Genomic DNA, 26,814 nt, shown 5'->3' with positions numbered 1-26,814 from the left:
GCGACATGGTCGCGATCCCGAGCAGGACAAGCCAGGCGAAGGTGCCCCAGGCGGCGGGATCGCTCGGCAGGTCGATCCCGAACATTGATCGTTGAATATCTGCCGTGCGGACTCCTGCGCGGTTTCTCGCAAGAACTCACCTGCCTTTCGAACGTGACTATTCACCGCACTCCTTTCTCGATTCTGCTAGCCGGCCGAGACTGGCGGCGCAGGTCAACTTGCCTTCGTCGCACCGATTCCGATGGCGAATGCTGTCTTTAGTGGTTCAGAACGGAGTCTCGGCGTTCGTTGACCACGGACTGGTTGGCGTTGGCGGCAACGCACCTTCTGGCAGCGGTAGGTTTGCGACGACGTAGAGGTTCAAGATGTCATCGCGATCCATGAACATGATCTGGCTGCGCTTCTGGGCGTCGAGCGCGTTGCCGAGCCAGTTGCGCGCTGCCTTGGTGATGTCACCACCCGCCACGATGAAGGCATGATCGACCAGGACGCGACGGTTGGTCTCGGGGTCAAAGATCTCGTGTGCCAACATCATGAGCGCCTGGTTGTGGATCTCAGCCATGTTGGCATTGCCTGCCTTGGTTACCCCCGAGGCATCGAGCTTTCCCTTCTTCGCCTGGATTCCGAAGTAGAGAATGTGCTGTGTTGGCAAGGTGTAGCGCATCCAAATGTCCTTGCCGTACTCCAGGGCCTTGTCCTTGTGCCCGGCGGCGGTGATGCGGTGGTAGCCAAGTTGCCTGAACAGCGGGAGGAGCACCTCCTCGATGAGGTCATCCTCGCTGCACTGGTCGAGGTACGCCGTCAGGAGCTGCCGCCGCTCCAGCTCAGCCTTGCTGAAGGGGCGGTGGGGGTTGGCGGCAAGGATGGTCACGGCCTGGGTGCCGACATGACGGAGGTAGCAGCGGTTGTCCTCGCCATAGAACGCCTCGAAACCTTCGCGGCCAAGTATCTCATTGAGTTGCGCGAGCGCCCGGGGACGGTCGGACCCTTCGTTGAGCCGATCGGCCGGGCTCATCAGTTGGTCGATGAGACGGCAGAAGATCTCTGGCGGGCGGTTGGGTCCGTCGTGCGGTTCAGCCAGCATCTGTTCCAATACATCTGCCACCCAGCGGTGGCGAGTTGAACCGTCATGCTGGTACTCCGTATCCAGCTCCTGGAAGAACTCGGTGATGTACATGCTGGACCTGTAAGGGAAGTACTTGGCCTCGTCCTCATTGTCAGCGTCGTCACGGCCTTCGTTGCCCACGATGAGGTTAGCGAGAGCTTCGAGGTTGCGGCGCTTGAACTTCATGGTGCCATTATCGCAAATGAAGCGGCCAAGCTTCCGGACTCAGGAACACCCACATGCCGCAGCTAGTGCACGGGAACTCGGATGTGTCCAGACGGTCATCCGATGAACGTTGAACTACCCGCAGATCGAGACAACATTCTCTCCGTTCGGGCGAGTAGATCTGGGCAGCGTATGCCTGGTTCTCCGTGTGAGGGGATAGAGCTTCCTTGAACGGCGCCTATTGAACAAGTCACGATCCTGCTGAGCTGGTCACTTCCTAGATGCTTAACCCTCCATCTCCCAGGGTGCTGCCGCGAGCCGCGACTTCCGCGCCGCTTGCCGAACCTGACTCTTGAACTGCAAACTCGTGTGGAGTGAACAGTGTCGCCGCAGTAGCCACAGATCTTGCTGGTCCTGATGCGTGTCGCTGCCGGGGTCGACGGTGAAGGGCAAAGGACGCAAACCCGGCGTGGGTCGCCCTGCTGCAGAAGCCACGACCCAAAAGGCAAAGCAGTGAGCGACCCGCTTCTCGTATGAGTGAGATTGATGGCATAGTCGTCCATCGTGGCTGACGATAGGTGCAGTCCGCCATTGCGGGCGGAATCGTGGCAGCATCCTGACGATGAACGCTGGCAACAGAACTTTTTGTGACGCCCTGTGTCCACTCAAGACTGTTGAAAACACAGTCAGAACGACGCGCTGATCGTTGTATCGGGGCGCCCATTCCCCTCGGCCGGCGCGAGTACCCCACACCGAGCGCAGTCCCGTTGCCCTCCTTTTCATGCTTGTACGAGTCAACTCAGCAGGATCATCCTGCACATCGTTACCGCTGACGTGGGCGTGGGCGGCAATCGTTCTGACCTCAGCTATCCCGAGGCTCGCGTCGTCGTACCGGACGACGAACGGCGCCGTCCGTAGCGGCAATCTCGTTTGCCCCATGGTTCGCTTGCATGGCGCTTGTATAGTCGAAGACTCGGGCGGGCGCAGACTGGCCGAATCGGACGCCAATCTCTTGCCGCCATTGCCAGTCGGGTCAAAGTAGTGCAGTCCGTAGCCGAAGTGCTCCACGTCCCGGCCCCTCGACAGGTTCACCGAGCGCCAGGTCACCGTGACGTTGTCGGCATCCTCCTCTACAAGTACCGAAGTCACGCTACGTGGTCGTGCTCCTGCGCGCATAAGTCGGCTCCTTCCTCCGACAGCCGAAGCGATGTGTCGAGCTGCCGCCTAAAGAGTGCGGATCACCTCTGACATCGGCGCGAACGGAAACGACTCTTCGCGCCGGGCCCCGCGCATCATTGAGATTGGAGGGGGCGGAGCGCACCCCGAGAATCGATTGACGCACAGTGCATTGCTCAATCTGGACTGGTGAGCAGGCTCCCGCGCTGGTCACCTCAAAATCACCCCGCCAGCGGATTCCATGGCCTTTGAGCGCCTCGTAGGCCTCGGAAAATCAAGGGAAACTGCGGCCCAGGCGCCCTGACACGGAAGAGGTCACTGGTTCGATCCCAGTATCGCGCACAGAGGAAAACCCCCGGTGAGAGCCGGGGGTTTTCGTGTTTCCCCGTGCAGCCCGCCGCGCGGTGATGAGAGCTGTGGTCGTCTCCAACCGCGGCATCGCCGGACTGCACCATACTGGTGCCATGAGCGCAGACGGCCCGGAGAAAGACGCCGCTCGCCCCTCGTGGATCCGCCGGCATCTCCGCGGGGTGATCATCGGTGTTCTCGTGCTCATCGTGCTCGTCGCCGGCGTGATCGGGCTCGTCCGGATCTCGAACGAGGTGAAGGGCGGCTACGCGATCGAGTACGGCGACGCGCTCAGCGCGGAGGAGTACTCGGCGATCGTCCGCGCGGTCGTCTCCGAGACCGGGAACAGCGACGTGTTCGCCGTCGCGATCGAGCACGTCGAGGCCGCGGCGTCCGACACGAAGACCCCCGACCTGACGATCTCCGTCACCACCGGACCGACCACGAGCCATCCGTTCGGAGCGTCGTGGGAATGGCGGGGCGGGGCGCTCCGGCTCGTCGGCGCCCTGGGCAGCGACGACGTACCGGCAGGCGATGGAGTCTTCGCGCTGGGAAGCGTCTCACCTGAAACACTGAACGCGGTGGATCGTCGCGTCCGCGCCACGATGCCGCACGGCGTCACCCAGGCCACGCTGACCGTGCAGCGGCACGGCGACGCCCCCGTGATCCGCGTGTCCGCCCGCAACCGGGGCACGGACGACAAGGTCGACGCGCGCGCGACCGCCGCGGGCCGGATCATCGACGGCACCGTCTGCCTCGCGACGGATCATCCGCGCGGCCAACCCGTCCGGCACAGCTGTCGCGCGGTGGAGTAGCCCGGCGCCCGATCCCGCGCGCCGGTACGCAACGAGGCGCCCCGTGCTGCGGTTTCGATGACCGAAAACCCGAGCACGGGGCACCTCGGCGAGCGGGTCAGGCGATGCTGCGCACGAAATCGCGGATGTCGCGTGCGAGCAGTTCGGGCTCTTCCAGAGCGGGGAAGTGGCCGCCCTCGGCGAACTCCGTCCAGTGACCGATCATCTGCAGCGGATCCATGACCCGGCGCACGAGCGGGTGCGCGTCGAACACGACCCATCCCGCGGGGACCGGTGCGCCCATCGCGGGCGGCATTCCGGAGTGCGCCGCCTCGTAATAGAACTGCGCGCTCGATTCCCCGCTGTTGGTGAACCAGTAGAGGCTCACGTTCGCGAGCAGGTCGTCGCGGTCGACCGAGTCGCTCGGCGTGGGGTGACGATCGCCGCGGGTTTTGAACTTCTCCGCGATCCAGGCGAGCTGGCCCACGGGCGAGTCCGCGAGGGCGGCGCCGATGGTGTCGGGCTTGTGGTTCTGCATCTCGAGATATCCGCGTTCGGATGCGGCCTCCGCGCTCAGCGGGGTCAGCTCGGACTGCTCCTCGGGCGTGAGCCCGTCGGGCATCGGGAAGATCACCCCGACCAGGCCGAGCAGGCGCTGCTCGCACGCGAGGTGGGTGGCGATCACGCGCTCGGGATGCGCGGAGGCGAGCTGGGAGACGATGCCCGAGCCGAGGTCGCTGCCGTGGGCGACGAAGCGGTCATAGCCGAGGCGGGTCATGATCTCGCCGTACGCTTCCGCGGTGCGGCCGACCTCCCAGCCGGTCGACGACAGCGGGGTCGAGAACCCGAAGCCTGGCGGAGACGGGACGACGACGTGGAAGTCCTCGGTCAGCAGCGGGATCAGGTGCCGGTACTCGACGAACGATCCGGGCCAGCCATGGCACAGCAGCAGCGGCGTCGCATCCGGGTTCGACGACGTGACGTGCACGGCGTGGAAGGTCTGTCCGTCGATCTCGGTCAGCAGCTGCGGGAAGGCGTTGAGCGCGGCCTCCTGGGCCCGCCAGTCGAAACCGTCGCGCCAGTGCTCGACGAGTTCGCGGAGATAGGGCTGCGGGATGCCGCGACTGAAGTCGGCGCGATCGGCGCGTCCGGGCGGGGTGGCCGCCCATCGCGTGCGTGCGAGCCGTGCCTCGAGATCGTCGAGGGCGTTCTGCGGGATGTCGATGCGGAACGGGGTGATGGTGGTGTGTGCGTTCATGCCTCCACTCTCTCGGGCAATGCGGAAGGTTCTGTTCCGCGATCCCTGAAATACTCGGAAGCATGTTGGGAACGTCGGCGCGATTGCTCGAGTTGCTGGTGCTGCTCCAGCAGCGTCGCGACTGGACGAGCGGCGCCCTCGCCGAACGCCTGGGGGTGAGCACCCGCACGGTGCGCGCCGACATCGGCAAGCTGCGCTCCCTCGGATACCCGGTGGATGCGCGCCCGGGAGTCGCGGGCGGGTATCGGCTGAGCGCCGGCGCGACGATGCCTCCGCTGCTGCTCAACGATGACGAAGCCGTCGCTGTTGCGGTGGGCCTCAGCGCAGCCGCGGGCGGCCGCCTCGGCGTCGAGGAGACCTCGATCGCGGTTCTCGCGAAGCTCGAGGAGGTGATGCCGTCCCGCCTCCGGCATCGCGTCGAAGCGGTGCGCCGAGCGGCCGCCGTGGTCCCCGGCGCCGGGCCGGCGCTCGACCTCACCGTCGTCAGCGGCATCGCCGCAGCGATCCACGGGCACGAGCGATTGCGCTTCGGCTACGTCAAACCGAAGGGCGCGGAGGAATCCCGCCACGTGGAGCCGCAGCGCCTGGTCGGGTGGGGGTCGCTCTGGTACCTCCTCGCGTGGGATCTCGACCGCGACGACTGGCGCGTGTTCCGCGTCGACCGGATGCGCCCCCGCACTCCGACCGGGAAGCGGTTCCGGCCCCGCGCGATCCCCGAGCGCGACGAGGTCGACTTCGTCGTGGATCGCGTGCTCCACACGGGATGGGCGCACCGCGCCCGGATCCTCGTGCACGCTCCCGCGGACGTCGTCGCTGCCAAGATCGTCGTTCCGGTCCGGATCGAAGCCGTCGATGCGACCTCGTGCCGCGTCGAGCTCGGATCCGGCGACCCGGACCACCTCGCCCTGTGGGTGACGCAGATCGGCGTCGACTTCGAGGTGATCGAGGGGGACGGTCTCATCGCCGCGCTCGACCGGCTCGCCGCCCGGTTGCAGCGGGCGGTCGGACCGGATCGAAGTGCTGGACGTACGGCTCGCGAGTGAGACCGCCGGTCTCTCGCGAGGCGCTGCCCGCCGGCTCCGGTATGCGACGAGCACCCTTCGCATTCGAGGCGCAGCCGTTCCGGATCACGCCCGTCTTCTGAGCCTGATGTGCCGCTGCTGCATCATCCCGTGGAGTCCCTCGACCCCGAGCTCCCGACCGAAGCCCGACATCTTCCAGCCGCCGAACGGCGCCTGGAGCTCAGACACGTCGTTGACGTTGACGCCGACGCCGCCAGCGTGCAACTGCTCGGCGACGCGCCAGGCACGATCGAGATCGTCGCCGAAGACATAGGCGGCGAGCCCGTAGTCGCCTCGGTTCGCGATATCGGCGACCCGCTCCTGCTCGCCGAAGCGGTGCACCGCGACGACCGGGCCGAACGTCTCCTCGCGCATCACCAGCGCGTCGACCGGAACCCGGTCCAGCACCGTCGGCTCGAAGAACCGCGCGGGATCGAGTCCGGCATCGACCGCGGCGGTCCGGCCGCCGGATCGCAGTTCCGCCCCGCCGGCGATGGCCTCGTCGATGTGCGAGCGGGCCTTCGAGACGACCGCGTCGGTCGTGGTCGGCCCACCGGTCACCCCGGGCGCGATGCCGTGGCCGAGCCGGATCGCGCGTGCTTCCGACACGACCGCGTCGGTGAACTCGTCGGCGATCCGATCCGCCACCAGGATCCGATTGACGGCGATGCAGATCTGGCCCGCGTTCGAGAAGGAGCGGCGGGCGGCCGCGGCCGCGGCCTCGGCGACATCCGCGTCATCGAGCACGATGAACGGGGAGTGCCCGCCCAGCTCGAGGGTGACCCGTTTCATCGTTGCGGCCGCCGAACGCATGATGGCCTGTCCGGTCGCCGTCGATGCGGTCGCGGTGATCGCGGCGATGCCGGGATGCTCGGACAGTCGGGAACCGGCCTCGAACGCGCCCGGCAGATCGGAGAGGACGCCCTCGGGAAGGCCCGCGTCGATGAAGCAGCGGACGAACTCTCCGACGGCCAACGGTGTCTCGACCGGGGGTTTGACGATGACCGAGTTGCCCGCAGCGAGCGCCGGTCCGACCTTCCACGCGTAGAGGTCGACGGGATAGTTCCAGGGCACGATGGCGGCGACGACGCCCAGCGGTTCCCAGGTGACGAGGGAACGGACGTCGGATCGGGCCGAGGGTCGGATCGAGCCGCTCACGCGGCGGCCCTCTTCGGCGTAGTAGCGGATGACCTGGGCGCCGAAGGCGATCTCCTTGACGCTGTCGGCCCGGGGCTTGCCCTGCTCTCTGGTGAGCAGTTCCGCGATCGCGTCGATTCGTTCGTCGAGGAGCGCGGCGGCGCGGAGCATGATCGTGCAGCGCGCGTCGGCTCCGAGCGCCGACCAGCGGGCGAAGCCGGCGGTCGCCGCTTCGACGGCGCGGTCGACGTCGGCGGCGCCGGCGAGGGCGCTCGTGCCGATGAGCTCGCCCGTCGCCGGATCCCTGACTTCGACGACCGCGCCGTCCGCGGCCGGGACCCAGGAGCCGCCGATGCAGAGTCCGCGTTCGACCGCGGCCATCAGCGGACCTCCGGCGCCGAGAACTCGCGGGACCGGAGCCGTCGCCAGAGTTCCGCGTAGTTGCGGTCGTTCTGCTGGTGCGCGAGTGTCGTGCGGTTCGAGTTCGTATTGACCATGATCATCGGCTCGTACCCGCGTGCGACGAGCGCGGCGGAGGTCGAGGCGTTGATCGCGTGGCCGACGGCGACCGCGATCGAGGTCGATGTCGGACCCACGGGGAACTCCAGGCCGTCGATGAACTGCGAGGCGTCCTCCAGCGGAATGCCGGTGTCGATCACGACGTCCGCGATCTCGTAGAGCCGCTGACCCGAGGAATGCCGGCTCTCGACCTGGGAGGAATGGGGCACCGAGGTGACGGCGATCACCTTGAGTCCGCGCTCCCGGAATTCGACGGCCATGTCGAGGATGACGGCGTTGATCCCGGAGTGCGAGAACAGGATCAGGGCGTCGCCCTCCTTGATCTGATGCGACCTGAGGATCGCGTTGCCGTAGCCTTCCCGAGTGTGCAGGAACCGGTACTGGGCGGTGCCCTGGTCGCCCAGCACGTGATGCATGAGCGCGATGGAGCTTTCGACGATCGGGCGGAAGCCCGTGACGCCGCCCGTGCGCGGGAACATCTCGAGCGCGGCGAAGCCGCCGTGGCCGGTACCGAAGGTGAAGACCAGGCCGTCCGCGGCGATCGTGTCGGCGCAGATCTCGGCCGCGCGTCGGATGGCGTCCTCCTGGGTGTCACGGACCCGCGCCAGCTTGGCGATCACGTCATCGAAGTATCCCGTTGCGATGCTCATGTCTCTGCTTCTTTCCTTCTCTGCTGTCTCTTCTGCGAAATCGTTGGGGTGTCAGACGGCGGCGAGCGCTTCGAGACCTGCGCGGAGCAGATCGAGCTCGGCCGCGCGGCGCGGTTCGGTGTCGAGCTTGGAGAAGTCCCTGCCGTCGACGCTCGCGAGGCAGAGCGATGCTGCTGCGATGCCGCGCGCGCGTGCCACGATGAGCACGGCGCTGGTCTCCATGTCGGTGCCGACCACGTGCTGCGCAGCGCGCGCGGCGGAGAGCTCGGCCTGGCCATCGGGGTCGCCGCGACGCATGAGGTCGGTGTAGAACCCGTCCGCGGTCGCGTAGATGCCGCTGCGCACCGGTCGTCCGGTGGCGCGTGCTGCGGCTTCCGCCTTGACCGTCAGTTCGAGGTCCGGGACCGCCGGATACTCGATTGGGAGGTATGCGGGCGAGGTGCCCTCTCCGCGGATCGCGCCGTGGGCCACGACGAGCTCGCCGAGTTCGGTGGGGCCGGCGGTCATCACCGTGCCGAGCCGCAGCACGCGGCGCACACCGATCTGAGCGAGCTCCTCCACCACGACCGCGGCGATCGGCGCGCCCATGCCGAAGGCGCTCACGGTGATGCGACGCCCGCGGTAGCTGCCGGTCGCGGTGGTCAGGCCGCGATCCTCGTTCAGGAGTTCCGCGTCGTCGAGGAGCTCGGTGGCGAGCAGTACGCGACCGCGGTCACCGACGATGATCGCGTCAGCACCGACCTGCTCGGGGGTGCAGTGCAGGTACCAGGCTTCTTCGGTCGGGCTCATCGGGTCCTCTTCTTCTCGGGGGTGTTGCGTGGTTCTGGGGCGCTGCGACGTTCGGCGAGCATGCGGGCAGTGGCGAGGCTCGCCCGCTCGAGATCGGCGAGCACCCGTTGGGGTGACGGGGCGGTGCCGGTCTCTCCTGCGAGCAGCGCCGCGAGCGTCCCGGAGAAGGTGTCGCCGGCTCCGGTGGTGTCGACGCCGCTCACCGGTGAGGACGGGACCTCGCCGAGCGACTCGAGGGATCGGTCGGCGGAGATCCGGAGCAGCTCGGAGCCCCGGGAGCCGCGCGTGACCACGACGAGGGTTCCCGGGGCTGCGAGGGGCAGGATCCGGTCGAGCGCACCGCGTTCGCCGTCGCTGAGCGTGATCGCCCAGGCTCGAGCGCTCAACTCGGAGAGCAACGCATCGGTGAGCGAGGACGGGTCCTGCTTGAGGATCCAGAAGAGACGGCAATCGGGGCGGACGGCGGCGAGCAGTTCGCGCGTCGCGCACTCGGGCCCGATGGTCACGACCGCGACGTCGGCGGCGCCGAGCAGGGTCCGCTGCGCGTCGGTGAGACGGTCGGTGCCGGCATCGCCCGGATCGAACAGGCAGATGGTGCCAGCCCCCTCCGGGTACAGCAGGTGCGAACTCGGGCTGCGTCCGGCGGAGACGGCGACGCCGACCGTGTCGGCGCCGGATGATGCGACGGCGTCGATCCAGCGGTGTCCTTCGGCGTCCGAGCCCACCCAGGACAGCGCAGCGACGTCGACTCCGGCGTCCGCGAGACTCGCGGCGCGGGTGACGTGCGCCACTCCGCCGTAGCGGGGCCATTCCTCTGCCCGAGCGCGCACGATGGTGGTGGCATCGAAGCCCTCGAACGGGGCCAGTTGCAGGGCGTAGTCGATGCTCGCGTAGCCGCTGACCACGAGGAGCGGGCGGGCCGCGCTCACAGCATCGCCTCGGCGTCGGCGGTGGGCACCACGGTGCCGAAGTAGCGCTCGATGTCCTCGAGGCTCGCTTCGGCGAGGTGCGGGCGATTCGAGTTCGTCGCCTCGCGGGGCACGACGACGTCGAAGCCTCCGGCGAAGGCGTCCTGCACGGTCGCGCGGATGCAGACGTTCGTCTTGACCCCGGCGACGACGACCCGGGTGATGCCCTGCTCGCGCAGGACGAGGTCGAGGTCGGTCGCGTAGAAACCGGAGTAGCGGCGCTTCGGCACGACGATCTCCCGTGCGCGGTCGACCGGCTCGAATCCCGGGAAGAACGCGGCGTCGTGATCCCCGCGCTGGTGGTGCCTCGGCAGTTTTGCGAATTCGAAGTCCTCGAGCCCCCGGTAGTGGCGTTCGACGGCGTGCACGAGCAGTGCGTCGCGTTCGCGGGCGGTGTCGCGGAGCCGAGCGAGCGCCGGGAGGGTGCGCTCCACTCCGGGGTAGTAGTTGGGCTGGCCCGGCTCGTAGAAGGAATTGATCACATCGACGAGCAAGAGGGCCGTGCGGGGCTGGGAAACAGTCATGCGGTCTTTCCTGGCTAGGCGGCGACGCGGGTGCTGCGGCGGAGACCGGTGTATCCGGTCCAGGCGAGCACCGCGACGACGGCGATGTAGGGGAGCGTCTGGATGAGATCGGCCGAGAGGCCGCCACCGGTCTGCAGGCGTACCTGCAGCGCATCGAAGAACGAGAACAGCAGGCAGGCGAGCGCAGTGGGCAGCGGGCGGGCCCGGCCGAAGTAGAAGGCTGCGAGCGCGACGAAGCCGCGTCCCGCGATCATGTTCTCGTTGAACAGGCCGCTGACTCCGAGAGCGAGCGCGACACCGCCGAGACCGGCGAGCAGGCCCGCGAGCGTGCCGGCAGCATCGCGGAGGCCGAGCGTTCGGACTCCGAGGGACTCCGCTGCCGGGGCGCCGACGCCGGTCGCTCGGGTGCGGATGCCCCAACGCGTGTTCGCGAAAGCCCATGCCAGCAGCGGGATGAGCGCCACCGAGAGCCAGAACAGCACGTCCTTGCCGCTCAGGATCGCGCCGAGGACGGGAACCTCGCTGAGGCCCGGGATGACGATCCTCGGGATCCTGGGCTGGTCAGGGAAACGCAGCGTGCCGGACACTCCGAACACCGCGCGCAGTGCGAAACCGACGATGCCGAGCACCACGATGTTGAACCCGAGGCCGACGATGATCTCGTTCGCCGCGAGCCGTGTGATCACGAGACTCATGATGAGTCCGGTCAGTGCGCCGGCGCCGGCACCGGCGAGCACACCGAGCAGCCAGCTCCCGGACGCCGCGCTCGCCAGCACGCCGATGAAGGCACCGGCGAGCATCTGCCCCTCGAGGCCGATGTTCACCACGCCCGCGCGACGGTGGATCGCACCGCCGAGGGCTGCGAGCACGAGGGGAACGGCGAGGAGCAGAGTGGAACTGATGATGCTGTCGATCATGTGCGAGCCTCGGCCTTCCGGGTAGCGGCCCTGCGGCGCAGACGCGGGACGGCGAACTGCGCGACCGCGAGCATCATGACCGTGCCCTGCAGGATGTCGATGAGCTGGATGGGGATGTTCACGAACAGTTGGACGGTCGCACCCGCCGCCGCGAGCGCGCCGAAGGCCACGGAGCCGACGACGATGCCGATCGGATTGAACCGGGCGAGCAGCGCGATGGCGATTCCGGTGAAGCCGAAGCTCGCCGAGAATCCGACCGAGTAGCGGTGCACCACGCCGAGCGCGTGCACCGCGCCGCCGAGGCCGCCGATCGCGCCGGACGCGAGCATCGCCGTCATGAGGACGGTGCGCACGCGAAGGCCCTGCGCGAGCGAGAAGCGGGGCGTCCTGCCGACGGCGTCGAACTCGAAGCCGAGCTGGCTGCGGCGCACCCAGGCGGCGTAGAAGGCGATGAGCAGGAGCGCGACCAGGAAACCGACGCTGAGCTGACCGGGAGGAGCGAGCGCCGGAAGTTCGGCCGATGCTGCGATGTACGCCGTCGCGGAGTTCGCCTGCCCGGGGGCGAGGAAGAACGATTGGACGAGCCAGGACGTCACACCGGTGACGATGAAGTTGAACATGAGGGTCGAGACGACCTCGTCCACTTTGAGCCAGGTGCGGAGCACCGCGGGGACGACGGCGACGAGCATGCCGGCGAGCACACCGGCTACGAAGCATGCCAGGATCGCGACGGACGGGGGCAGGCCGCCGACCCGCGTACCGACCACGGCTGCGGCCAGCCCGGCGAAGGCGAAACTGCCCTCGACGCCGACGTTGAAGACGCCGGCGCGGAATGCTACGGCCGCGGCGAGCCCGGTGAAGAGCAGGGGAGTGGCCGCCGTCAGGGTCGCGTTGAGTCGAGCGCCGTCACCGAACGCCTCCTGCACGAGCATCCCGTATATCTCGAGGGGGCGCTGTCCGCCGATCAGCAGGGCGATGGCACCGACCGCCAGTGCGATGAGAACCGGGACGGCGATCCGCCAGGCTGCGCGGCCGATGGCCACCCAGGGAATCCCGCGGCGCCGGACCGGGACGGGCACGTAGCTGGTATTGGCACCCGTGTCGGGAGCCTGCTGAACGGTCATCGTTCCTCCGCGGTCGTTCCGAGCATGAGCTTGCCGAGCGCGACCCGGTCGGCATCGCGGCCCAGTTCGCCGACGATCCGGCCCTGGTGCAGTACCACGACCCGGTCGGCGAGCGCCTGGATCTCATCGAGCTCCTCGCTGAACAGCAGCACGGCGCTACCCGCATCGCGAGCCTGGCGCAGCTGTCGGTGGATGAACCCGATGCCGCGGATATCGACACCGCGGGTGGGCTGGCTCGCGACGAGGACCGCGGGCCGATCCCGCAGCTCCCTCGCGATCACCACGCGCTGCTGGTTGCCGCCGGAGAGCGAAGCGATGGGATCACGCTCCGAGCCGAAGCGCACGGCACCCGCGTCGAGCACATCCGCGACGGCTCGGCGAACCCGGGAAGGTACGAGCCACCCGAACCGCGAGAGGCGCGAGAGGCCCGGTCCGGCGACCGCGTTCGCAGAGATGGACAGTTCGAGCGCGAGGCCCTCCTGTTTGCGATCGCCGCTGACGTAGCCGAAGCCGGCCCGCCGCCTGGCGCGTACCGAGGAACGGGCGAGTCGCGATCCGCGGAGCGACACGCTGCCGCGATCCGGGCGGCGGAGCCCGATGAGCGTCTCCGCGAGCTCGTCCTGGCCGTTGCCCGAGACCGCCGCAACTCCGAGGATCTCACCGGAGCGCACCTCGAGATCGATCCCTGAGAGCCGCTCGACCCCGGAGTCGTCGCGGGCGGCCAGCCCCTCGCACCGGAGCACGACGTCGCCGGGCTTCCCGGCGCGAGCGGAGTCGCCGGGAACCGGATCACCGCCCATGATCATGCGGGCCAGCGACTCCACGGTGGCGTCCTCCCGCCGGATCACCGGTTCTGTGACCCCGGAACGGAGCACGGTGATCTCGTCGGCGACGCGCAGGACCTCCGCGAGCTTGTGGCTGATGAAGATGACGGTCTTGCCGCCTTCGGCAAGCCGACGCAGCAGATCGAGCAATTGGATCGCCTGCGCCGGAGCGAGCACCGCGGTCGGCTCGTCGAGAATGAGCAGGTCGGTACCGCGGCCGATCAGACGAAGGATCTCGACCTGCTGCTGCACGGCGATCGGCGTGTGCGCGGCCGGCGAGGCCCAATCGATCTCGGTTCCCACCGAGGCCGCGAGCCGCTCCGCCTCGCTCCGCGCACGGCGCCAGTCGATCCGGCCGGCGAGAATCGGCTCGTTCCCGAGGACGAAGTTCTCGAGCAGGGTGAGTTCCGGCACGATCGCGAGTTCCTGCTGCACGAGCCCGATCCCGCGCTTGATCGCGTCCCTGGGGCTCGCGAGGGACACGGCTTCGCCATCGACGAGGATCTCGCCGGAATCCGGACGGTCCAGGCCGTAGAGCATCTTCATGAGTGTGCTCTTGCCCGCTCCGTTCTCGCCGATGACCGCGAGGACCGAGCCTCGGTCGACGCTGAGCGAGACATCGCGATTGGCCCGGACCGGCCCGAATGATCGTGCGATCCGTCGTGCCTCGATCCTGGGCGGTCGGGCCTCGTCGCCCGCCGCGGGAGTGGGGTTCTCCATGGTTCCAGTGCTCTCCTGCCGGCTCCGGTCACTTGCCCGCGTAGAAGTCCGGGTATCCCTGGCTCACGACGTTCCAGACTTTGATCTCGCCGTCGACGATGCCCTTCTTGAGCGCGTCGAGCTTGTCGAGCGTCGCCTGCGGGATCTCCTTCTTCGTGTGCGTGAAATCGGTGAGGCCGACCGCGTTCTCTTTGAGGCCGAACGTGATGGTCTTGCCTCCGGGGAAGTCGCCCTTGGCGTAATCGCCGACGACGCTCTCGACTGCGAGGTCGGTGCGCTTGAGCACGCTCGTCAGCACGAATCCCGGCGCGACGCCATCCTGGTCGTCGTCGACGCCGATGGCGTAGTGCTTCGCCTCCTGCGCGGCTTGGATCACACCGGCCCCGGTACCGCCGGCGACTGAGTAGACGATGTCGGCACCCTGCTCGAACATGGTCTGCGCGAGCTGCTGGCCCTTCGCGGGGTCCGCGAAGTCGTTCGAGTAGGCGGTCAGCACCTTGACGCTCGGATCGACATCGCGCGCGCCCTGGATGTATCCGACGATGAACTTGTCGATCCCGACGCCCGAGGTGCCGCCGATGACGCCGATGACCTTCTCCTTGTTGATGTTCGGGTCGGCCGTATTGGTGGTCTGCATGGCCGCGAGCGCGCCGGCCAGGTAGGACCCCTCCTGCTCCTGGAACAGAACAGATGCGACGTTGTCGCCCTTGGCCTCGGCATTGAAGATCACCCAGTCGCTCTGGGGGAAGTCCTTGGCGACCTTGCCGATGATCTCGTTGTGCGAGTACTCCAGATCGACGACGAGGTTGATGCCGGACTGGCCGGCGCGGCGGAGCAACTGCTCGCCCTGCCCGACGACGTCGTCGGACTCGATGGTGTTGCCCTGCAGGCCGGTCTGCTTGAGTACCCGCTTGAATCCGGTGTTGGCGAGGTCGTTGTAGGACTGGTCGCCAAGGCCGCCCTGCGCGACGACGAGGGCGACTTTGCCCCCGCCTGTCGTGCTCTCGGACTTGCCCGTGTCAGCCGCGCTCGACGAGCAGGCCGTGATCGCGAGGAGCGAAGCCACCGCCGGTACGAGCAGCAGAGCCCGAGTTCGATTCATGAGATCCTCCGTTGGATTGGTTGTTGAGAGTGACGCGGTAGAGGTAGTGGGTGCCGAGATAGCGGGCGCGGACGTTCTCGATCAGCTGACCCGAGGTGTCGCGGGACAGGCGGTCGACCTCGATGAGCGCGGTACCGGTCGGGACCTCGAGATTGGAGGCCTCGGCCTTGTCGGCGTTGATCGCCCGCAGGGTCTCCTCTCCGCCCGCGAGTACGATGCCTGCGTTCCGCAGGGCATCGTAGAAGGAGAAATCCGGCCGTCCGGCCGTCGGTTCGTCGAGACCGACGCGCGCGGCGATGAAGTCAGGGACGATGAGTTTCTGGAGACCGACCGCCTCGCCGCCCACGGTGCGCAACCGCTCGAGGGCGACGATGCCGATAGTGTCGGGAAACGGCGAATCCGGGCGACCCGTCGCGAGCGGGGCGTACTCGGCGTAGTCGAGGAGCACGTTCCCCGGTGCGAGGCCGAGGCTGTCGATGTGCTGGCTGAAGCTCGTGAGCTCGGGGAGGGAGCGCTCCATCGGCCGCGACCGGACGAAGGTTCCCTTGCCGCGCCGACGCGACACGAGGCCCCGATCGACGAGGAGCTCGAATGCCTTGAGGATCGTCGCCCGCGAGAGGTTGTTCTCGGCGGCCAAGGTCGGTTCGCTCGGCAACTGCGTGCCTGCTTCGAGCCGGTTGTCGACGATGTGCGCCTCGAGTGCGTTCGCCAACTGCATGTACAGGGGGATCGCGCCCCGAGTGGCGTCGAGTTCGAATCGCATCATCGCTCCTGTTCGCAGGTTATCCGGTTGTCCGGACAAGTGAAGCATATGGGGGAGATGTCCGGCGCGCAAGAGCGAATGCCTGCCAGACTGCTCCCATGCCGCTTTTCGATCACCTCGGGCTCACCGTCGCCGACCTGGACCGCGCCTTCGCGCAGTGGGATCCGGTGCTCACCGCGCTGGGCTGCGTGTCCGACGGCAGCGAGATGGAGGGCGGCATGGCCTGGTCGCGCGAGGGCGAGACCGAGCTGATCCTGTACCGCGCACCCGAGGCGGGCGGGGAGCCCCATCGGTACGGGCGGGTAGGGTGGCAGCACCTCGCGTTCGCGGTCGATTCGCGGGCGGAGGTCGAGCGGCTGCACCGGATCGCGCTCGACGCCGGCTGGAGCCCCGTGCGGGACCCGAAGATCTTCTCGCGCTTCTCCGACCGCTACTACGCCTCGTTCGTCGAGGACGACAACGGCATCCGGATCGAGTTCGTGCACAACCCGCCGCGCGCGGCAGCCGACGCGTAGCGCGCGAACGGGCTCTCCGAGATCGGAGACGCATCGTGCCCGAACGTGCCGCGGGGCCCCGACCCGGCTCGCATAGGATGATCGCGCGAGCGTCGTCGCGGACGGTCGCCGGCAGCGGATGCAGCCGTCACCCCGGACCGGAGAACCGCATGCCCGACACCGCACCCCCACCGAAAGCGCTCGTCGAAGCACTGGGGGCTTCGGCCGCCGAGCAGCTGCTCGCGAAGTTCGCCGCGTATTCGAACCTGCCCAATGCGATCGCGGGCATCGCGAAGCGGCCGAGCGACCCGTCGCTTGAGCAGGCTGCACTGCGCTGGTTCGACGAGGACTTCGCGGAGACCGCCGCGCAGATGGACATCCGTGAGACCTGGGCGCTGATCGCGCTGGCGGCACGGGCAGACGTCTCGGTGCTCGGCCGTGTGCCGGCCGACACGGTCTCCAATCAGGCGCAAAAGATCGCGAGCATCCGACGCGCCGCGGCGAAGCACGCCAAGCTGCTCGCCGCGGCGGACGCCGCACCCGCTCCGGTGCCGGTGGACGCTGCAGCGGGAGTCCCGCAGCTCCCGGCGAAGGTGTCGGAGGTCGCGAAGTGGATCGCCGCGCACCCCGACGTCGACGCGAAGATGTTCGCCCCGTACCCTGGGCAGCGTGCGGCGGCGCGGCGAAGCGCGCTGCGCGCACTCGGATCCATCGCCTCGCCCGAGGCGTTCGATGTCCTCGGGCAATACGCGACGGCCGAGTACTCGGACGCGGACCTCGCGGAGCTGCACCGGGCCTGGGGGCGCTTCGACCGCCGTGGGTTCGCCGCGACGATGTTCGGTCCCGCCGCGAGGGGTCTGCGCCTCGACGTCTGCGCCGATCTCGAGGGCATCGGTGCTGTCGACGGGCTGCTCGCACTCGACGTGATCCTCGCGAAGCCCGCCGATCTCTCGCCGCTCGCGGAGTGCCGAGGCCTCGAACGGCTCCGGGTGCACGCGCTCGAAGACGCGGGCCTAGCCAGCATCGACGCGATCGTAGGCCTTCCCCGGCTGGCGCACCTGGAACTCATCGGAAGTACGCGCGGGGCCGACCTGACTGTGCTGACGCGGACGCCGATCGAGCAGCTGTATCTGGCGCTCGACGGTGCGGATGGTTCCTTCCTGCGCGAAATGACGCGTCTCGCGGGGCTGAAGCTCAGCGGTGGGAACGAGACCCACGCCGGACTCGCGGGCACCGCGCTCGACCTCGCACGGAACGGCGTGACGGTCGTGCTCTACCGCCACGAGCGCTGGGTGCCGGAGCTCGTCGCGAATGCGCCCGGCGACGTCCTCGTCGAGGAAGCCAACGGATTCGTTCGGCTCCGGCCGGCACAGAACGCCGGATGAGGCGGCACGGCGATGAGTCAGGAGGAGGGCACGGAGCCCCGGTCGGTGCTGCGCGCCTCGGCGGCGACGGCGATCCTGCGGTCGCTCGAGGGAGAACCCGAGTGGCGGACTCCGAACTGGGCGGATCTCGGCTTCACGGTGATCGATCGTGGACGATACGCCATCTTCCCGCTCGCGGGAGCTCCGGTGGACGAGGGGACGCCCGGCGATCCGGGAACGCTGGCCGATGACGCCGACCGGCTGCGCAGGTACTGCGTCCACCGGTACGGCGGCGATTTCTTCCACGCCGAGCCGCAGCTCGACCTCGACGCGGGGTACGGGCTCAGGCTCCGTGAGGCAGGGCCCCTGCTGCCGGCCGCAGTGAGACCGCCGTGGTGGCGGATCGGCGGGCTCGTCGTACTGGTGATCCGCTCGATCGATCCCGGAGGCGCGATCGAGACGCTCGCGCTGCACGCCCTGCCCGGGAAGTGGTTCCCGCAGTCGGTCTTGGCGCCGACCACCAAGCGCGAGATATCCCGAGCGCGCAGCATGCTCCGCGAGCAGGAGGCCGCTGACGCGAGCTGGGTGTGGCCTATCGACGGGGCCGATATCGAAGCGGAGGCCTGAGCGCACCGTTCGAGCGTCTCAGCGCGCCCGGCGCTGCTCCGCGATCCACGTGCGATCGACGATCGCGGCAGAGACGGCGTTGCGGAGCTCGCGAGCTTCCGGTCCGCGGTACAGGTCCCTGATCCGGTAGGGCGACCCTTCCGAGGTCGGAGCGCTCCGATCGATGCGCTCGGCGAGCTCCGAGAGGGCCTCGTGCCCGCCCGACGCGTACGCGGCGAGTTCGTTCGCGTTGAGCCGGATGAGTACCGAGGTGTCGCTGACCGATCCGGCGCTCGTGCGGACGTCGAGGAAGGTCTCGCCGTGCCGGGCGACGAGGAACCAGCGTCCCGGTTCGTGGTCGACATAGCGCATCGCCTCGCGTTCCGCGGCGATCCGCGCTGCATCTCCCCACAGCGCGACGGGCGGGATGTCCGGGGCCGGGCGCCGCCACGCGACGTCGAACGGCAGGTACACGAGGAATGGCTCCGCATCTCGCCGCAGGCCCAGGCAGAGCGCACGCTCGCAGCTCCGGCAGGAGACCTGGCTCTCCGCGGGGGCACCGAGCCCCGAATCGTGCAGCAGCGCCAGGTCCGCGAGCGTGATCCGGGAGGAGTCCTCCCTGAGTCTCCGGTCGGCGACCGCGGTACGGAGCACCTCGATTGTGGCCGTGACGTCGAGGGAGCCGTTGGGCCGGAGCACCGGGAGATCCGCGCAGGTCTCGCAGGTGTCGTCCTCGGGGCGGCAGATCAGCTTCGGGTCCTCCGCGGATACCACCACGCCGGCGAGGAGCCCGGAGCGCACGGTGAGTCGAACGAAGCCGTCGGCGACGGGGAAGTATCGGGAACCGCCGCTCGCGAACCGCCAGTTCGGGCCGATGACCGCCTTGAATCGGTCGAGATCGGAATCGTTGTCGAGGCCGGGGAACCAATCCTGCAGGCGGAGGCCCCGGGGCGCGATCGGAGTCGGCACGAGATGGAGGAGCACTGCGGCGAGCGCACCGTCGTGGAACACGAGCTCGCCGCCCGAGGCGAATCGCAGGTGCTTCGAGCGGATCGGGGGAACACCGATCGAACGTTCCAGCGTCTCGACCGGTTCTTCACCCAGCGCCGAGGCGAGATCACGGACGATCGGATCCTGCTCGCCGCGCGCGAGCGCCTCGAAGAGGCGCGTCGGAAGCGTTGGGCTGGTCATCGGCTCGGCGCCCGTTACTCGCCGGTCGTGGACGCCGACAGGATCGTGACCTTCTGCGCGGGAGCTCCGTCGGGGCCGCCGCCCTCGACGCCCTGCTTCGCGACCGCGCGGACCGCTGCGAGGCTCGCGTTGTCGAGGTGCCCGAACACGGTGTAGTTCGGCGGGAGGCTCGTGCTGTCGTCGTACACGAGGAAGAACTGCGAACCGTTGGTGTCGGGTCCGGCGTTCGCCATGGCGACGGTTCCCGCGGGGTAGCTCATGCCGGGTGCGGTCTCGTCGGCGAAGGTGTAGCCGGGGCCGCCGCGTCCGGTACCGGTCGGGTCGCCGCACTGGAGCACGTAGATGCCGCTCGTGGTGAGCCGGTGGCAGGCGGTCTGGTCGAAGTACTGCTGCGAGATCAGCGAGACGAAGCTGCTCACCGTGCAGGGTGCCTGCTCGCCGTCGAGCGCGATGGTCAGTTCCCCTGCGGAGGTCTTCAGCGTCGCGGCCTTCGCCGTCTTCGGTTCCGCGGGCGGCGGGGTCACCGGCTTCGCGGCCGAACCGTCGCTTGTGTAGGCGCAGGCGGATGCGGTGGTCGGTGCGGCCGGCTGCGAGGCGGCGGACGTCGATTCGTCGGGGGCTGCGCTGCAGGCGGCGAGTCCGACGAGCAGGGCCGCGATCGGGGGCAGGGCGGCGAGACGGAGACGCATGCGACTTCCTTCGGGGAGGGAACGGGATCCGCGCGACGATCCTCTGCTGCGCGGTCGGGCGTTCTCCAGTCTGGCCGATTCGAACGGTGGGCGCGAAGCGGGTGGGCCGCGGGGTGCGGATAGGGTGGCCGGATCGGGACCCTCGACGCAGAGAGCAGGCTCAGGATGACGCACCGCACCGACGCGGGATCGACCCCGCCCGATCCCGCGACCATGACCGGCCTGGAGGTGCTGCGCGCGGTCCGCGATTCACCGGAGCACGGTCCCAGCATCGGCCGGTTCCTCGGCATGGAGCTCGAGGCCGTCGAGGAGGGCCGGGCGACGTTCGTGATCGCCGCACGCCCCGAGTACGCGAACCCGCTCGGATCCCTGCACGGCGGCATCTACGCGACGGTCCTCGATTCCGCGATGGCGTGCGCCGTGCATTCCCGGCTCGGCGCCGGAGTCCGCTACGGAACGCTGGAGATGAAGATCAACTTCCTCAGAACCGTCCCCACCGACGGCAGCGTGCTCCGCGCGACCGGCACCGTGGTCCACCTCGGCCGCTCCACCGCGTTCGCGGAGGGGACGATCACCGACGAGCGGGGGCGCGTCGTCGCGCACGGGACCGAGACCTGCATGATCTACGGCTGAGCGCAGCGCTCGGCGAGGGCCGGGATCAGCGGCCGCCCCACGAGCGCAGCGCGCCGTCGAGCGCGCCCACGATGCGATCGAAGGTGGCGTCGAGATCGCGGGCCTGCTTGAACCCGCCGCCGAGCTCCAGCGCGACGAAGCCGTGCACGGTGCTGCGGACGAATCGGATCGCGTCGGTCAGGTCGTCGCCCGCCAGCTCGTACTCGCGCAGGGCGTCGGCGATCGCGCGGACCAGCCGCTCCGCAGCCGCCTGCCCGTCCGCATCATCCGGTTCGGGCGCGATCTGCAGTGCGGCGTGGCGCCCGGGGTGCTGCTCGGCCCAGCGGCGCAACCCGTCGGCGATCCCGTGCAGGGCGGCCGAGCCGGAGCGACCGGACCCGGCCGCGGTGAGCACGACGGCGAGGTCGTGCGCCGCCAGCTGCGCGATGGCGCTGCGCAGATCGTCGAGGTCCGCGACGTGGCGGTAGACGCCGGGAGGGGCGATGCCGAGGGCGCGCCCGAGCTTGGTGATCGTGAGCGAATCGAGCCCGATCTCGTCGACGAGCTCCGAGGCACGGGCGACGACGGCGCCACGGTTGAGGCGCTCAGCCATGCGAGGCCTCCTCGCTCAGGAAGCCGCGCAGCTCGGCGAAGACGGCGTCCGCCTGCTCGGCCATCGGGTAGTGCCCGGCTCCCGAGATCATGCGGTGCTCGCCCTGGAGGGCGTCGGCGATCCACCGCGCTTCGGCCTCGGGATCGGGGAAGTCCCGGTCCCGCGAGCCCATGATCACGAGTGCGGGCGCGTGGACGCGGGGGAGCGCCGCCTCCGCCGGAGCGTGGGTGACCTCGCGCACGGTGGACTGGAAGGCGCGCCAGCGCCCCGGTCGTCGGAGCAGCGCCATGGTGCGACCGAACTGCTCTTCGTGATCATCGGGGCGGATCCCTCCGAACAGCGAGCTCGCGTACCCGCGCCACACCGCCGGACCCCAGGGGCGCAGCAGCATCAGGCGCATAAGCGTGCGCAGGCCGGCCGGGCCGTGGTCGCGCACGAACGGGCCGATGAGGACCAGCCTCGCGATCGACTCGGGGCGATCCGCGGCGGCGATGACCGCGGCCGCGGCCCCCATGGAGTTGCCGATGATGGTCGCCGGGCCGGAATCGAGCGCGTCGACCACCGCGAGCAGATCGCCCGCGGTGGCGGGATCGTCGTAGCTCGAGAACTCGGCGGAGCTGTCGCCGTGCCCGCGCAGGTCCATGACGGCGACGCGGTACCCGGCGTCCGCGAGCAGTGGGACGAGGTGGCGGAACGACGCGCGATTCTCGCCCATCCCGGGAACGCACAGCACCAACGGGCCGCGCCCGCTGACCTCGACGGCGATGCGCCCGTCGGGTCGCTCGACTTCGATGAGAGATTCATTCATGTTACGAAGCATAACATGTGGTTACGAAGCGTAGCAATGCGTCGCGTGGAAGCCGGAGCGCGGTGACGGGTGCCGTAGCCTGGAGGGCATGGATCCCGACTTCGTCTTCGAGCTGGTCTGGTGGACGGTCGTCATCGTGCACTTCATCGTCGCGCTGTTCGCGATCCGCTCGCTCGGCCAGTGCACCGCCGTGATCTCCATCATCAAGCTGTTCTTCTGGATCGCGTTCATCGCGCTCGTGCCGTTCGTCGGCAGCATCGTCTGGATGAAGGCGGGGCGGAAGCGCGCCGACGCCGCATTGGAGCGGGCCGCGGAGGAGGAATCGCGCCGGGCCGAGGCGCCGGCCGCAGGATCCCGGCGCGCGCGGGACTGAGGCCGCGATCGTCTGCGCCCAGCGGCGGACCCAGTAGGATCGTGGGGTGAACGGCGCCGCCGTTCGTTCCCGATCCGCACCCGCTTGCGAAGGAGTGTGCCCCAGTGGCAGATGGCTTCTCCCTGTTCACCGACCGTTCGATCGTCGCCATGCGCGTCAACGGCGAGCTCCGCGACCTCGCGACCGAGGTCACCGAGACGGACACCGTGGAGCCGATCACCGTCGAGAGCACCGACGGACTGAACATCCTCCGCCACTCCGCCGCGCACGTGCTCGCGCAGGCCGTGCAGCGCATCAACCCCGAGACCACGCTGGGCATCGGCCCGCCCATCACCGACGGGTTCTACTACGACTTCGATCCGAAGACGCCGTTCACCCCCGAAGATCTGAAGGCGATCTCGTCCGAGATGCAGAAGATCGTCAAGCAGGGGCAGCGCTTCGTGCGCCGCGTCGTCACCGAGGACGAGGCGCGGGCCGAGCTCGCGAACGAGCCATACAAGCTCGAGCTCATCGGCCTCAAGGGCGGATCCACCGGCGACGACAACGAGAGCGTGGAGGTCGGCGGCGCCGAACTCACCATCTACGACAACGTCGATCCCAAGACCGGCGAGCTCTGCTGGAAGGATCTCTGCCGCGGCCCGCACGTGCCGAACACTCGCATGCTCGGCAACGGCTGGGCTCTCATGCGTTCGGCCGGCGCCTACTGGCGCGGCAGCGAGAAGAACCCGATGCTGCAGCGCATCTACGGCACCGCCTGGCCGACCAAGGACGAGCTGCGCGCGTACCAGACCCGGCTCGAGGAGGCCGCGAAGCGCGACCACCGCAAGCTCGGCGTCGAGCTCGACCTCTTCAGCTTCCCCGACGAGATCGGATCGGGTCTCGCCGTGTTCCACCCCAAGGGCGGGATCATCCGGCACGAGATCGAGAACTTCATGCGCTCGGAGCTGCTGAAGAACGGCTACGAGGTCGTCAACAGCCCGCACATCACCAAGGGCACGCTGTTCGAGACCAGCCAGCACCTCAACTGGTACAAGGACGGCATGTTCCCGGCGATGCACCTCGACGAGGTGGTCGACGACGACGGGCACGTGGTCAAGCAGGGTCAGGATTACTACCTGAAGCCCATGAACTGCCCGTTCCATAACCTGATCTTCCGCTCGCGCGCCCGCAGCTACCGCGAGCTGCCGCTGCGGCTCGCCGAGTTCGGCACCGTCTACCGCTACGAGAAGAGCGGCACGCTCTCGGGCCTGACCCGAGTGCGCGGCCTCACGCAGGACGACGCGCACATCTACGTCACCGAAGAGCAGGTGAAGGACGAGATCAAGCGTCAGCTGGAGTTCGTCTTCCAGACGCTGCGCGCATACGGTCTCAACGACTTCTACCTCGAGCTCTCGACCCGCGACCCCGAGAAGTCGGTGGGCTCCGACGAGCAGTGGGAGATCGCCACCGAGACCCTGCGCCAGGTGGGCGAGGAGTCGGGCCTCGAGCTCGTCGCCGACCCGGGCGGAGCCGCGTTCTATGGCCCCAAGATCTCCGTGCAGGCGCGCGATGCGATCGGCCGCACCTGGCAGCTGTCCACCGTGCAGCTCGACTTCAACCAGCCCGAGCTGTTCGAACTCGAATACACGGCGGCTGACGGCACCCGCAAGCAGCCGGTCATGATCCACCGTGCGTTGCTCGGCTCGGTCGAGCGCTTCTTCGCGATCCTGCTCGAGCACTACGCCGGCGCGTTCCCGGTGTGGCTCGCGCCGATGCAGGTCGTGGGCATCCCGGTCGCCGAGCAGTACGGCGAGTACCTCGACGGCATCGTCGCCCGACTCCGCGAGGAGGGCGTGCGCGCCGAGGTCGACCACAGCGACGACCGCATGCCGAAGAAGATCCGCACCCACACCAAGGAGAAGGTGCCCTTCCAGCTCATCGCGGGCGAAGAGGATCGTGCGGCCGGCGCCGTGAGCTTCCGCTTCCGCGACGGCACGCAGATGAACGGCGTGCCCGTCGACGAGGCGATCCAGCGGATCGTCGGCGCGATCCGGAGCCACGAGCAGGTGTCGACGGCGTGGACCGAGTAGAGGACCTGAGCTCGACCGCTGCGGTCGGCGATCCCGACGAGCTGCAGCGGCTCTGGGTCCCGCACCGCATGGTCTACGTGGCCGACCACCGTCAGCCCGATCACACCGACTGCCCGTTCTGCGCGGCCCCCGCCCGCAGCGACGAGGACGCGCTGATCGTGGCGCGCGGGCGCTCCGCCTACGTGCTGCTCAACCTGTTCCCCTACAACACGGGTCACATGCTGGTCTGCCCCTACCGCCACGTGTCGGGCTACGACGAGACGACGGTCGAGGAGGTCGCCGAGATCGGCGAGCTGACGCAGACCGCCATGCGCGTCGCGCGCGAGGTCATGGGCTGCGACGGGTTCAACATCGGCATGAACCAGGGCGCGATCGCGGGCGCTGGTGTGGCCGCGCACCTGCACCAGCACATCGTGCCGCGCTGGGCGTCCGACGCCAACTTCTTCCCGATCATCGCGAAGACGAAGGCCATGCCGCAGCTGCTCGGCGACGTGCGCGAGCGAGTCGCCGCGGCCTGGCCCGTGGACCCTGGACCACAGGCGTAGGCCGTCGCCCCGCGACGGCGGAACCCAGCACTCGACCCGTACAACTTCCAAGAACAGAAGGAGCTCCCGTGTCCGGACACTCCAAGTGGGCGACCACCAAGCACAAGAAGGCCATCATCGATTCGCGGCGCGCGAAGGCCTTCGCCAAGTACATCAAGAACATCGAGGTCGCCGCGCGCATCGGCGGCGCCGACCTCTCGGGCAACCCGACCCTCGTCGACGCCGTCCAGAAGGCGAAGAAGAACTCGGTCCCCGGTGACAACATCGATCGCGCGATCAAGCGCGGCGCCGGTCTCGATGGCGATGCCGTCGAGTACACGACGATCATGTACGAAGGCTACGGCCCCAACGGCGTCGCCCTCATGATCGAGTGCCTCACCGACAACAAGAACCGCGCCGCGGCCGAGGTGCGCACCGCGCTCAGCCGCAACGGCGGCACCCTCGCCGATCCCGGCAGCGTCGCGTACAACTTCGCGCGCCGGGGCGTCATCGTGGTCCCCGCCGAGGGTACCACCGAGGACGACGTGCTGACCGCTGTGCTCGAGGCCGGTGCCGAGGAGGTCAACCCGACCCCCAACGGCGAGTCCTTCGAAGTGCTGACGGATCCCTCCGACCTGGTGGGCGCCCGCACCGCGCTGGTCGACGCCGGCATCGACTACGACTCGGCCGACGCCGAGTTCGTGCCGAACCTCAAGGTCGAGATCGATGCCGACACCGCGCGCAAGGTGTTCCGTCTGATCGACGCGCTCGAGGACAGCGACGACGTGCAGAACGTCTTCTCGAACTTCGACCTGACCCCCGAGGTCCAGGCCGAGCTCGAAGCGGACGACTGATGATTCGGCGGTGCGCGGCGAACGGGAGTCCGCCGCGCACCGCCCGATCGTGAGGTGAAGAGGCGATGCGGATCATCGGGATCGACCCGGGCCTGACCCGGTGCGGCGTGGGCATCGTGACCGCCGGCGGCAACCGCCGGGTCGAGTTCGAGCACGTCGAGGTGCTGACGAGCGCCGCGGGCGACCCGTTGCCCGCCCGCCTGCACAAGCTCGGCTCCAGCCTGGAGCGGCTGCTCGACGGGGAGCGTCCCGACGCGATCGCCCTCGAGCGCGTGTTCGCGCAGGACAACGTCGCGAGCGTCATGGGCGTCGCGCAGATCAGCGGCGTCGTCATGTACCTGGCCGAGCAGCGGGGGATCCCGCTCGCCCTCTACACGCCGAACGAGGTCAAAGCCCAGGTGACGGGTTACGGCAGCGCCGACAAGGCGCAGGTCACCACGATGGTCACCCGGCTGCTGCGCCTGCAGGCGCCGCCGAAACCGGCCGACGCCGCCGATGCGCTGGCGCTCGCGATCACGCACGCCTGGCACCTCGGGCGGGGAGGATCGGCGAGCCGCGCCGAGAGCCAGCCCGGCGCGGGATCCGCCGAGACGCCGGCGCAGCGCGCCTGGCGCGAGGCCGAGTCCCGGCAGGGGCGCCGCCGCGGCCCGCGCGGCGGCTGATCCCGCCGGGA

The 26,814-nt window shown here is 68.8% G+C and carries 27 protein-coding genes; 11 read left to right on the top strand and 16 right to left on the bottom strand.

Translation table 11 applies throughout. The features are described 5' to 3' along the window. Positions 1-265: 265 nt before the first annotated feature. On the bottom strand, positions 266-1,291 hold the full coding sequence (locus tag XM48_RS15595) for a hypothetical protein (protein WP_046456750.1): 1,026 nt from the start codon (positions 1,289-1,291) through the stop codon (positions 266-268). 1,619 nt (positions 1,292-2,910) lie between these two features. Here XM48_RS15595 and XM48_RS15590 point away from each other — a divergent pair. Further along, positions 2,911-3,609 carry a hypothetical protein gene (locus XM48_RS15590; protein ID WP_156175093.1) on the top strand — a complete coding sequence of 233 codons (699 nt, stop codon included), beginning with the start codon at positions 2,911-2,913 and terminating at the stop codon, positions 3,607-3,609. A gap of 97 nt (positions 3,610-3,706) precedes the next feature. Here the strand turns inward: XM48_RS15590 and XM48_RS15585 are convergent, their stop codons facing one another. Continuing rightward, complete coding sequence (locus XM48_RS15585; protein WP_046456748.1) at positions 3,707-4,846, bottom strand: epoxide hydrolase family protein; 1,140 nt, start codon at positions 4,844-4,846, stop codon at positions 3,707-3,709. A gap of 62 nt (positions 4,847-4,908) precedes the next feature. Here XM48_RS15585 and XM48_RS15580 point away from each other — a divergent pair, with 62 nt between their 5' ends. Beyond that, positions 4,909-5,889 (top strand): YafY family protein, encoded by a 981-nt coding sequence (locus tag XM48_RS15580; protein ID WP_046456747.1) that lies wholly within the window; start codon positions 4,909-4,911, stop codon positions 5,887-5,889. An 84-nt stretch (positions 5,890-5,973) separates the two neighbouring features. On the opposite strand, the gene XM48_RS15575 is transcribed toward XM48_RS15580, so the two are convergent. The 10 genes from XM48_RS15575 to XM48_RS15535 are packed head-to-tail and all read right to left on the bottom strand — an operon-like array spanning position 5,974 to position 15,944. Continuing rightward, positions 5,974-7,425, bottom strand: coding sequence for an aldehyde dehydrogenase (locus XM48_RS15575; protein ID WP_046456746.1), 1,452 nt, complete (start codon positions 7,423-7,425; stop codon positions 5,974-5,976). Next, positions 7,425-8,213: a sugar isomerase domain-containing protein gene (locus tag XM48_RS15570; protein ID WP_046456745.1), complete on the bottom strand. Its 789-nt coding sequence runs from the start codon at positions 8,211-8,213 to the stop codon at positions 7,425-7,427. The genes XM48_RS15575 and XM48_RS15570 overlap by 1 nt, the downstream gene beginning before the upstream one ends. A gap of 51 nt (positions 8,214-8,264) precedes the next feature. Beyond that, the gene (locus XM48_RS15565; RefSeq protein ID WP_046456777.1) at positions 8,265-9,002 is read right to left on the bottom strand and encodes a nucleoside phosphorylase; all 738 of its coding nucleotides are present in this window, start codon (positions 9,000-9,002) and stop codon (positions 8,265-8,267) included. Beyond that, a complete protein-coding gene (locus XM48_RS17160) occupies positions 8,999-9,931 on the bottom strand; it encodes a carbohydrate kinase family protein (protein ID WP_052961562.1) in 933 nt (310 codons plus the stop codon). Before XM48_RS17160 ends, XM48_RS15565 begins: the two co-directional genes overlap by 4 nt. Further along, entirely contained in the window at positions 9,928-10,494 is a 567-nt protein-coding gene (locus XM48_RS15560; protein ID WP_046456744.1) for a cysteine hydrolase family protein, read from the bottom strand. The genes XM48_RS17160 and XM48_RS15560 overlap by 4 nt, the downstream gene beginning before the upstream one ends. A 14-nt stretch (positions 10,495-10,508) precedes the next feature. Further along, positions 10,509-11,411, bottom strand: a complete 903-nt coding sequence (locus tag XM48_RS15555; protein ID WP_046456743.1) for an ABC transporter permease — start codon at positions 11,409-11,411, stop codon at positions 10,509-10,511. After that, a complete protein-coding gene (locus tag XM48_RS15550) occupies positions 11,408-12,535 on the bottom strand; it encodes an ABC transporter permease (protein ID WP_052961561.1) in 1,128 nt (375 codons plus the stop codon). The genes XM48_RS15555 and XM48_RS15550 overlap by 4 nt, the downstream gene beginning before the upstream one ends. After that, the gene (locus XM48_RS15545) at positions 12,532-14,079 is read right to left on the bottom strand and encodes an ABC transporter ATP-binding protein (protein WP_046456742.1); all 1,548 of its coding nucleotides are present in this window, start codon (positions 14,077-14,079) and stop codon (positions 12,532-12,534) included. The genes XM48_RS15550 and XM48_RS15545 overlap by 4 nt, the downstream gene beginning before the upstream one ends. Before the next feature lie 28 nt (positions 14,080-14,107). Beyond that, a complete protein-coding gene (locus XM48_RS15540) occupies positions 14,108-15,181 on the bottom strand; it encodes a BMP family protein (RefSeq protein ID WP_046456741.1) in 1,074 nt (357 codons plus the stop codon). Then, positions 15,099-15,944, bottom strand: coding sequence for a GntR family transcriptional regulator (locus tag XM48_RS15535; RefSeq protein WP_197074231.1), 846 nt, complete (start codon positions 15,942-15,944; stop codon positions 15,099-15,101). Before XM48_RS15535 ends, XM48_RS15540 begins: the two co-directional genes overlap by 83 nt. A 98-nt stretch (positions 15,945-16,042) precedes the next feature. Between XM48_RS15535 and XM48_RS15530 the strand changes: the two genes are divergently transcribed. The 3 genes from XM48_RS15530 to XM48_RS15520 all read left to right on the top strand — a co-directional run bounded on the left by XM48_RS15530 (position 16,043) and on the right by XM48_RS15520 (position 18,429). Next, positions 16,043-16,459 (top strand): VOC family protein, encoded by a 417-nt coding sequence (locus XM48_RS15530; protein WP_046456740.1) that lies wholly within the window; start codon positions 16,043-16,045, stop codon positions 16,457-16,459. A gap of 149 nt (positions 16,460-16,608) precedes the next feature. Next, entirely contained in the window at positions 16,609-17,823 is a 1,215-nt protein-coding gene (locus tag XM48_RS15525) for a hypothetical protein (RefSeq protein ID WP_046456739.1), read from the top strand. A 12-nt stretch (positions 17,824-17,835) separates the two neighbouring features. Further along, the gene (locus XM48_RS15520; protein ID WP_046456738.1) at positions 17,836-18,429 is read left to right on the top strand and encodes a hypothetical protein; all 594 of its coding nucleotides are present in this window, start codon (positions 17,836-17,838) and stop codon (positions 18,427-18,429) included. 18 nt (positions 18,430-18,447) lie between these two features. Here XM48_RS15520 and XM48_RS15515 read toward each other — a convergent pair whose 3' ends face one another. Both XM48_RS15515 and XM48_RS15510 read right to left on the bottom strand, forming a co-directional pair. After that, entirely contained in the window at positions 18,448-19,599 is a 1,152-nt protein-coding gene (locus tag XM48_RS15515) for a hypothetical protein (protein WP_046456737.1), read from the bottom strand. 14 nt (positions 19,600-19,613) lie between these two features. Then, positions 19,614-20,288 (bottom strand): peptidylprolyl isomerase, encoded by a 675-nt coding sequence (locus XM48_RS15510; RefSeq protein ID WP_046456736.1) that lies wholly within the window; start codon positions 20,286-20,288, stop codon positions 19,614-19,616. A 165-nt stretch (positions 20,289-20,453) separates the two neighbouring features. On the opposite strand from XM48_RS15510, the gene XM48_RS15505 reads away from it, so the two are divergent. Continuing rightward, positions 20,454-20,921 (top strand): PaaI family thioesterase, encoded by a 468-nt coding sequence (locus tag XM48_RS15505; RefSeq protein WP_046456735.1) that lies wholly within the window; start codon positions 20,454-20,456, stop codon positions 20,919-20,921. A gap of 25 nt (positions 20,922-20,946) precedes the next feature. Here the strand turns inward: XM48_RS15505 and XM48_RS15500 are convergent, their stop codons facing one another. Then, positions 20,947-21,513, bottom strand: coding sequence for a TetR/AcrR family transcriptional regulator (locus tag XM48_RS15500; protein ID WP_046456734.1), 567 nt, complete (start codon positions 21,511-21,513; stop codon positions 20,947-20,949). Beyond that, positions 21,506-22,321 carry an alpha/beta fold hydrolase gene (locus XM48_RS15495; RefSeq protein ID WP_046456733.1) on the bottom strand — a complete coding sequence of 272 codons (816 nt, stop codon included), beginning with the start codon at positions 22,319-22,321 and terminating at the stop codon, positions 21,506-21,508. The genes XM48_RS15500 and XM48_RS15495 overlap by 8 nt, the downstream gene beginning before the upstream one ends. 88 nt (positions 22,322-22,409) lie before the next feature. Here XM48_RS15495 and XM48_RS15490 point away from each other — a divergent pair, with 88 nt between their 5' ends. The 5 genes from XM48_RS15490 to ruvC all read left to right on the top strand — a co-directional run bounded on the left by XM48_RS15490 (position 22,410) and on the right by ruvC (position 26,803). Beyond that, positions 22,410-22,694: a hypothetical protein gene (locus tag XM48_RS15490; protein WP_046456732.1), complete on the top strand. Its 285-nt coding sequence runs from the start codon at positions 22,410-22,412 to the stop codon at positions 22,692-22,694. 104 nt (positions 22,695-22,798) lie between these two features. Then, the gene (gene thrS / locus XM48_RS15485) at positions 22,799-24,763 is read left to right on the top strand and encodes a threonine--tRNA ligase (protein ID WP_046456731.1); all 1,965 of its coding nucleotides are present in this window, start codon (positions 22,799-22,801) and stop codon (positions 24,761-24,763) included. Then, positions 24,751-25,308: an HIT domain-containing protein gene (locus XM48_RS15480; protein ID WP_046456730.1), complete on the top strand. Its 558-nt coding sequence runs from the start codon at positions 24,751-24,753 to the stop codon at positions 25,306-25,308. The genes thrS and XM48_RS15480 overlap by 13 nt, the downstream gene beginning before the upstream one ends. Before the next feature lie 68 nt (positions 25,309-25,376). Then, positions 25,377-26,141, top strand: a complete 765-nt coding sequence (locus XM48_RS15475; RefSeq protein ID WP_046456729.1) for a YebC/PmpR family DNA-binding transcriptional regulator — start codon at positions 25,377-25,379, stop codon at positions 26,139-26,141. Between the two features lie 65 nt (positions 26,142-26,206). Continuing rightward, the gene (gene ruvC, locus XM48_RS15470) at positions 26,207-26,803 is read left to right on the top strand and encodes a crossover junction endodeoxyribonuclease RuvC (RefSeq protein ID WP_046456728.1); all 597 of its coding nucleotides are present in this window, start codon (positions 26,207-26,209) and stop codon (positions 26,801-26,803) included. The last annotated feature ends 11 nt before the right edge of the window (positions 26,804-26,814 follow it).

This window comes from Leucobacter sp. Ag1, assembly GCF_000980875.1.
Taxonomy (GTDB): Bacteria; Actinomycetota; Actinomycetes; order Actinomycetales; family Microbacteriaceae; genus Leucobacter; species Leucobacter iarius.
The sequence above is the reverse complement of the archived record's forward strand: the minus strand, read 5'-3'. Positions and strand labels throughout refer to the sequence as shown.

Bases quoted from the DNA above. Each gene is read 5' to 3' on its own strand.
- XM48_RS15595 (WP_046456750.1), bottom strand. From the start codon at position 1,291: ATGAAGTTCAAGCGCCGCAACCTCGAAGCTCTCGCTAACCTCATCGTG.
- XM48_RS15590 (WP_156175093.1), top strand. From the start codon at position 2,911: ATGAGCGCAGACGGCCCGGAGAAAGACGCCGCTCGCCCCTCGTGGATC.
- XM48_RS15585 (WP_046456748.1), bottom strand. From the start codon at position 4,846: ATGAACGCACACACCACCATCACCCCGTTCCGCATCGACATCCCGCAG.
- XM48_RS15580 (WP_046456747.1), top strand. From the start codon at position 4,909: ATGTTGGGAACGTCGGCGCGATTGCTCGAGTTGCTGGTGCTGCTCCAG.
- XM48_RS15575 (WP_046456746.1), bottom strand. From the start codon at position 7,425: ATGGCCGCGGTCGAACGCGGACTCTGCATCGGCGGCTCCTGGGTCCCG.
- XM48_RS15570 (WP_046456745.1), bottom strand. From the start codon at position 8,213: ATGAGCATCGCAACGGGATACTTCGATGACGTGATCGCCAAGCTGGCG.
- XM48_RS15565 (WP_046456777.1), bottom strand. From the start codon at position 9,002: ATGAGCCCGACCGAAGAAGCCTGGTACCTGCACTGCACCCCCGAGCAG.
- XM48_RS15560 (WP_046456744.1), bottom strand. From the start codon at position 10,494: ATGACTGTTTCCCAGCCCCGCACGGCCCTCTTGCTCGTCGATGTGATC.
- XM48_RS15555 (WP_046456743.1), bottom strand. From the start codon at position 11,411: ATGATCGACAGCATCATCAGTTCCACTCTGCTCCTCGCCGTTCCCCTC.
- XM48_RS15550 (WP_052961561.1), bottom strand. From the start codon at position 12,535: ATGACCGTTCAGCAGGCTCCCGACACGGGTGCCAATACCAGCTACGTG.
- XM48_RS15545 (WP_046456742.1), bottom strand. From the start codon at position 14,079: ATGGAGAACCCCACTCCCGCGGCGGGCGACGAGGCCCGACCGCCCAGG.
- XM48_RS15540 (WP_046456741.1), bottom strand. From the start codon at position 15,181: ATGAATCGAACTCGGGCTCTGCTGCTCGTACCGGCGGTGGCTTCGCTC.
- XM48_RS15535 (WP_197074231.1), bottom strand. From the start codon at position 15,944: ATGCGATTCGAACTCGACGCCACTCGGGGCGCGATCCCCCTGTACATG.
- XM48_RS15530 (WP_046456740.1), top strand. From the start codon at position 16,043: ATGCCGCTTTTCGATCACCTCGGGCTCACCGTCGCCGACCTGGACCGC.
- XM48_RS15525 (WP_046456739.1), top strand. From the start codon at position 16,609: ATGCCCGACACCGCACCCCCACCGAAAGCGCTCGTCGAAGCACTGGGG.
- XM48_RS15520 (WP_046456738.1), top strand. From the start codon at position 17,836: ATGAGTCAGGAGGAGGGCACGGAGCCCCGGTCGGTGCTGCGCGCCTCG.
- XM48_RS15515 (WP_046456737.1), bottom strand. From the start codon at position 19,599: ATGACCAGCCCAACGCTTCCGACGCGCCTCTTCGAGGCGCTCGCGCGC.
- XM48_RS15510 (WP_046456736.1), bottom strand. From the start codon at position 20,288: ATGCGTCTCCGTCTCGCCGCCCTGCCCCCGATCGCGGCCCTGCTCGTC.
- XM48_RS15505 (WP_046456735.1), top strand. From the start codon at position 20,454: ATGACGCACCGCACCGACGCGGGATCGACCCCGCCCGATCCCGCGACC.
- XM48_RS15500 (WP_046456734.1), bottom strand. From the start codon at position 21,513: ATGGCTGAGCGCCTCAACCGTGGCGCCGTCGTCGCCCGTGCCTCGGAG.
- XM48_RS15495 (WP_046456733.1), bottom strand. From the start codon at position 22,321: ATGAATGAATCTCTCATCGAAGTCGAGCGACCCGACGGGCGCATCGCC.
- XM48_RS15490 (WP_046456732.1), top strand. From the start codon at position 22,410: ATGGATCCCGACTTCGTCTTCGAGCTGGTCTGGTGGACGGTCGTCATC.
- ruvC (WP_046456728.1), top strand. From the start codon at position 26,207: ATGCGGATCATCGGGATCGACCCGGGCCTGACCCGGTGCGGCGTGGGC.